Source organism: Azonexus sp. (assembly GCF_036170495.1).
Taxonomy (GTDB): domain Bacteria; phylum Pseudomonadota; class Gammaproteobacteria; order Burkholderiales; family Rhodocyclaceae; genus Azonexus.
On record NZ_JAVHPH010000095.1, the window covers coordinates 1 to 5746 of the forward strand.

Below are 5746 nucleotides of genomic sequence, written 5' to 3' on the forward strand. Positions count from 1 at the left end.
TGTCGCCGCCGCCACATCCGTCCATCCTGACCAGGGCGCCGGGCGCGCCGTAGCTCTCCGGCTGCATGGGAAATGCCCACATTTCGAGGCCGGGCGGGCTTTCCAGCTTGCTCAGTTCCACCTCGAACACCGCTTCATAGAACGCCTTGGCGCGCTCCATTTCCTTTATATAAATCTCAAACCAGCCTACCGGATTGTTCATGATCGTCCTTTCGGAAGTGGCGTTGAAGGTGATGCCTGATTGCTGTGCAGAAAGTATAAGCGCATGGCATAGGCTGGTTTCGTTTAGATTGCTTGGCCGCTAGCCGGTTCCATGTCCGGCGAAAATATCCGCTGGCGAATCCGTCGATCAGGCGAAACGAAAAACGTGGCTTTCCGGCGTCAGTTCGCGCTGCCAGACAGTCAGTCCGGGCGGCTTGAGCCACAGTGTCCAGCCATGCTGGACGTTACGGAATGCCTCGTCGACGCCCTTGAATACCTGCGGCGTCAGGATGGCCAGGCAGTGGCCTTCGGGATGACGGACGGACTGGTAGCGGATCAACTGGATGCCGGCTTGCCGCGCCGTGCCGGCAACTTTCTGGGTAGCGCTGTAATCGGCCGGGTCGGTCCAACTGGCCCGATCGGCGACGAGCGGCGGCGTTGTCAGGTCGAGCATCTGTGGCGTGGCGCCGTGGAATTCGAAGAGCGTGATCGGGATCGATGCCTCGCGCCCGGCCAGGCCTTCGCTATCCAGCCAGAAACGCAGGCGCCAGTAGCCGCATTCGGCGCAGGCAGTTTTTTCCTCGTCGGCGCCATAGAACACGCCGGCATCGGTGCGCGCCCGGAAACGCGAGCCGGAGGGCGGTTTCGGCCAGTAGCGGAAAGGTGTGGCGAGCAGCCAGTGCAGGCCGTTCGCTTCACGCGGCAAGACGGGCTTGGCTTCTTCGATCATGTCTTCGAGCAGCGACTGGTCGCCGAGATCGCCGTGCACCAGCGTCATCGTCGCCACCCGGTGCAGCGCCTCGACGGCGCGCCAGCCCTTGCCCGACCAGGGCCGGGCTTCAGACGCGAGCGCGGTGGGCGTCCAGGTATTCGCAGACATGGAGCAGGCCTTCGACGCGTTTGACGACTTCCAGCGGGTGGCGGTTGTCGAAAGCCTGGTTGCTGGATTTGAGCCAGCTCCGGGCCAGATCGTCGTTGCCGCCGACCAGTGAGGAAATCGAGCGGTAGAGACGGACGAAATGAGCCGAAAGCTCCCAGGTCTTGCTGCCTTCGGGGATGAAATATTTGCCGTTGAGCAGGCGCGAGGCCGAGGGCTGGCTGGTCCCGATGATGGCGTTGAGGTCGGTGGAACCCAGCCCGAGGCGTCTGGCGGCTTCAACCACGGCCGTCGACAGAACGCGGGAGCGGTCGGAGAGCGGATTGGCTTGCAAGGCGGTCGGCATGATGGCGTTTCCAAGTGGCGTTATATTTATTCTACAGAATAAAATGTGTTTTGAAAGTTATTTATGAATAGATGATTGTGCGGCCCGGCGAGGCTGGCATTGCGCCGATCAGCGTAGAATTTGCGCCATGAAATTACTGATGATTGTCTTCATTGGCCTGGCGGGCTGTTCGTCGTGGCACTGGGAAAAGCGCGGGGCGCTTGACGGCGACTACAAGCGCGACGAAATCTTCTGCAAACAGCAGGTCTACACCACAGCCGATGGCGTGGTCACCCAGGCCAGCGTGCGCCGGATGCACGCCTGTATGCTAGCCAAGGGCTGGCAGAAGGTGGATAACTGAGCGCTTTCGCTCTGGATTGAGGTTGCCTTACTCGATGCTCAGGCTGCGAATCCAGCGCGAGTCGGGCGCAATTTCGCTGCGCTCGCCCGGGCCGTAAGGCGGAATCGAAGTATCGGCCGGCGGCACGCCGATCAGGGCGAGATCGACGGCTTGCGGCGTGCCGACGATGCCGTGTTCGGTCAGCGCCATCTCGTAGTAAAGGCCATTCCACAGCCGGGCGCCGAAATCCTTGGGCTGCTTGTAGAGGAAGAGCAGTGAATGCTCCAGCCAGCGCAGGTCGTTACGGCTCACCGTGCCCGGATTGGCGTAGGGATAGGGCACGTGGCAATGAATTTCCTCGCCCTCCAGACATTTGAATTCCTTCATGGAGAGGAAGAAATCCTTCAGTTTGGCGTGGTCGAGGTTGAGCTTGAAGCGGCTTTGTTCACCCTCGGGGGTGAAGTCTACGTGGCCGATCGCAATCGACTGGCCGTCCCGCGTGTGCAGCGTGATGAGCTTGCTGCCGCTCAGCTCCCACGCGGTGGCCGGCGTTGCCAGCGCGATGGCGACAAGCCCGCAGAACAGGCTGGCAAGCTGGCGCAGATTCTGGATCATGGTGTGGCCTCATCCGGAGTGGGGTCTGGCCATGATACGTCGCTGGCGCCGGAAAAGGCTCATTCGCCGGCGTGCTTTTCTTCTTCCATGACCCACAGCCGATGGGCGTCGAGCTGCAGGCGGTAACGCAGTTCGAGTGCTTCGAGCTGGATCAGGCGAGCCGCTAGCTGGGCTTCGTTGGCCAGCCGGCGGGCGGCGAGCAGGTCGTTGAGGCTGCCTTCGCCGAGCTGGTAGGCGCGGGCGGTCATGTCGGCCGCCTGGCCGAGGCGCTCGGCGGCGCTGCGGCTGGCCTGCCAGGTCGAAAAGGCGGCGTTGGCCGACTGGTAGAGCATGGCCGATTCGGCGGTGATTTTTTGCGTGGTGAAGGCTTCGCGCCGACCGGCCACATCGGCCTGGGCCAGTGCCGCATCGGAGCCGGCACGGCGGGCGCCGCCGGGCAGCGGGATGCTGATGTAGGCGCCGAAAATCTGGTCCTCGCCGGCCCGTTCGCGGGAGACATGCAGGCCGATGGTCGGGTCGGGCATCCGGTCGCGGCTGGCGCGGCCGGCGATGATTTGGGCGCGTTGGGTCTCGCCGCGGGCGAATTCCAGTTCGTGGCTGTGTTCGAGGATGGCGTTGATCCACTCGGCTTCGCTGCCGTCGATGGGTGTCGGTTCGGCAATCGTGTTCTCGGTGACGAGCGGCAGGCCGGGGTAGCGGCGGCGCAGGTCTTCACCGGCGGTTTGCTGGCGCACTTTGGCCTGGGCCAATGCGGCTTCGGCCTGGGCCAGGGCGGCTGCGGCCTGGATGGACTCGAGACGGGCAGCGTCGCCGAGTTGCTGGCGGCGCTGGATGGCCTTGGCCTGCTGGTCGAGCAGGGCCAATTGTTCGCTCCATTGCGCCGCGGAGGCGCTTTCCTTGAGCCAGACGAACCACGATTTGAGGAGGTTGCGGCTGGCTTCGTGCTGGGCGTCGCCGTGCGCCGTTTCGGCCAGCGCGACGCCGGCCGCGCCGAGTTCGCCATCGAGCCGGCCTTTGCCAGGCAGGCGCAGCGGGCGTTCGATGGCAGCATTCCATTCGTTGAAACGTTCATCGGTGCCGGTGGCCGGCTTGCTTCGGCGCTGCTGGCCGCCGAGGCGGACGTTCCATTCGTATTGCCCGGCTTCGAGACGGCGGCGGTTGGCTTCCTCGACACGGACCTGGCCGGCGGCGGCTTGCACCGACAGGTTGGTTTGCAGGACGCGGGTGACGATTTCGCTCGGCGGCAGGTTAGGCATCGTTTCGGCAGCGAAACCGGTGCCGCCGATGCCGCTGGTGCCGGCGATGCCGATTGCTACGGTCAACCGGAAAAAAAGACCAATTTTCATAACCGCCCCATCTCGATGATTGGCACCAGCCAGAAGAAAATATTGGCTCTGGGCAGCTCGGCCTTGATCAGCGCCAGGACTGCGCGCATGGCTTCTTCCGTTCCGGCCAGCCGGATCTGCAGGCGTGGCGAGTGGCCGCTGACCAGCTCAGCCGGCTCGACCAGCGGGACGACGCTACCATGACCTTCAGCCATGCTGGCGGTGAAGCCGCGGACGAGATCGGGTCGTGAGAGCAGCAGGTCCTCGACGTGCTGGGCGACGTCGTTGGGCATGGTCAGCGAAAGCAGGACATCAGCCATGGCGGCGGCCCTCGGTAAAGGAGACGGTGGTTTTGACGCCGAAGCGGCGGAACAGGATGGGCAGCAGAACGAGGGTCAGCGCCGTCGAGGTGAGCAGGCCGCCGATGACGACGATGGCCAGCGGGCGTTGCACTTCCGAGCCGGGGCCGCTGGCGAAGAGCATCGGCACGAGGCCGAAGGCGGCGATGCTGGCGGTCATCAATACCGGCCGCAGGCGGCGTTTGGCGCCCTCGACGACAACCTCGCCGACGGCCATGCCGCGAGCCAGCAACTGGTTGAAATAGGTGACCATCACCACGCCGTTGAGCACGGCAATGCCGAGCAGGGCGATGAAGCCGACTGAGGCCGGCACCGACAGGTATTCGCCCGAGATGAGCAGGCCGAAAACGCCGCCGATCATGGCGAACGGCACGTTGGAGAGAACCAGCAGGGCCTGGCGCACTGAGCGGAAGGTCGAGAACAGCAGGAAGAAGATGAGGGCGAGGGCAACCGGGACGACGATGGCCAGGCGGGCAGCCGCCCGTTGCTGGTTCTCGAACTGGCCGCCCCACGACAGCCGGTAGCCGGCCGGCAGCTTGACGTCGCGGGCGACGGCGGCGCGGGCATCGTCGACGAAGCCAACGAGGTCGCGGTCGCGGACATTGGACTGGACGACGACGTAACGCTGCGCATTTTCGCGGTCGACCTTGACCGGCCCGTCGATGCGGCCGATTTTGGCGACGCTGGCCAGCGGCACGCTGCCGCCGCCGGGCACGGAGAGGCGCAGCGCTTCGAAATCGGCCGGCGAATTGAGCAGGCTCGATGGTCCGCGCAGGACGACCGGGACGCGCCGGCCCTGCTCGATGACGACGCCGACATTGCGGCCTTCGAGCAGGGATTTGAGGTCGTTCTGGATGTCATCGACATTGAGCCCGAAGCGGCCGGCGGCCAGACGGTCGACGGCAATCTTGAGGTACTGCACGCCGTCATTCTTGAGCGTGAAAGTGTCTTCGGCACCGGGTACCTTTTTGACCGTGGCGACAATCGCGTTGGACAGGCGGTTCAGCGTCGCCAGATCAGGGCCGAAAATCTTGATGGCCAGATCGCCGCGTACGCCGGTCAGCATTTCCGACACGCGCATGTCGATCGGTTGCGTGAAGGAGAAGCCGATGCCGGGGAAGTCGGCCATGACAGCACGCAACTGGTCGGCCAGCCAGGCCGGGTCCGGCTTGCGCCAGGTATCGCGCGGCTGGAGGACCATGAAGGTGTCGGTCTGGTTGAGGCCCATCGGGTCGAGGCCCAGTTCGTCCGAACCGGCGCGGGCGACGATGGCTTTGATCTCGGGCACCTGGGCCAGCACGGCCTTCTGCACGGCGCTGTCGATGGCGATGGTCTGGTCGAGGCTGATCGACGGTAGCTTTTCGAGCTGCATGATCAGGTCGCCCTCGTCCATCGTCGGCATGAAGCTTTTGCCAAGCAGTAAAAAGGCGCCCGCCGCCGCGGCCAAGGCAATCGTCGCAGCGATCATGAAATTCCGGCTGTTGGCCAGCGCGGTGCTCAGCGTGCGGTCGTAGAGGGCGGCCAGCTTTCTGACCAGCCACGGTTCGTGATGCACGCCGCGCTTGATCAGGTAGGAGGCGAGCACCGGCACCACGGTCAGCGACAGCAGCAGTGATGAGGCCAGGGCGAAGACGATGGTCAGCGCCACCGGCCCGAACATCTTGCCCTCCAGCCCCTGCAGCGTGAGCAGCGGCAGGAAGACGA

At 64.4% G+C, this 5746-nt stretch carries 8 protein-coding genes; 1 reads left to right on the forward strand and 7 read right to left on the reverse strand.

The features are described 5' to 3' along the window. From ADADOO_RS03010 to ADADOO_RS03020, 3 genes are all read right to left on the reverse strand, one after another. A partial coding sequence (locus ADADOO_RS03010) for a VOC family protein (RefSeq protein WP_511274893.1) occupies nt 1-202 on the reverse strand: 202 nt, incomplete at its 3' end. Nucleotides 203-349: 147 nt separating this feature from the next. Then, nucleotides 350-1081: an RES family NAD+ phosphorylase gene (locus ADADOO_RS03015; RefSeq protein ID WP_511274894.1), complete on the reverse strand. Its 732-nt coding sequence runs from the start codon at nt 1079-1081 to the stop codon at nt 350-352. Continuing rightward, nucleotides 1041-1424 carry an antitoxin Xre/MbcA/ParS toxin-binding domain-containing protein gene (locus tag ADADOO_RS03020; RefSeq protein ID WP_511274895.1) on the reverse strand — a complete coding sequence of 128 codons (384 nt, stop codon included), beginning with the start codon at nt 1422-1424 and terminating at the stop codon, nt 1041-1043. Before ADADOO_RS03020 ends, ADADOO_RS03015 begins: the two co-directional genes overlap by 41 nt. A 127-nt stretch (nt 1425-1551) precedes the next feature. Between ADADOO_RS03020 and ADADOO_RS03025 the strand changes: the two genes are divergently transcribed. Continuing rightward, nucleotides 1552-1764: a hypothetical protein gene (locus ADADOO_RS03025; RefSeq protein WP_511274897.1), complete on the forward strand. Its 213-nt coding sequence runs from the start codon at nt 1552-1554 to the stop codon at nt 1762-1764. Nucleotides 1765-1791: 27 nt separating this feature from the next. Here the strand turns inward: ADADOO_RS03025 and ADADOO_RS03030 are convergent, their stop codons facing one another. The 4 genes from ADADOO_RS03030 to ADADOO_RS03045 form a co-directional block, all read right to left on the reverse strand. Beyond that, nucleotides 1792-2358 (reverse strand): hypothetical protein, encoded by a 567-nt coding sequence (locus tag ADADOO_RS03030; RefSeq protein ID WP_511274898.1) that lies wholly within the window; start codon nt 2356-2358, stop codon nt 1792-1794. A 59-nt stretch (nt 2359-2417) separates the two neighbouring features. After that, complete coding sequence (locus ADADOO_RS03035; RefSeq protein WP_511274900.1) at nt 2418-3704, reverse strand: TolC family protein; 1287 nt, start codon at nt 3702-3704, stop codon at nt 2418-2420. Then, nucleotides 3701-4003 (reverse strand): DUF3240 family protein, encoded by a 303-nt coding sequence (locus ADADOO_RS03040; RefSeq protein WP_511274902.1) that lies wholly within the window; start codon nt 4001-4003, stop codon nt 3701-3703. Before ADADOO_RS03040 ends, ADADOO_RS03035 begins: the two co-directional genes overlap by 4 nt. Further along, nucleotides 3996-5746: efflux RND transporter permease subunit (locus tag ADADOO_RS03045; protein ID WP_511274904.1), on the reverse strand; the 1751-nt coding region annotated here is incomplete at its 5' end. The genes ADADOO_RS03045 and ADADOO_RS03040, both read right to left, overlap by 8 nt.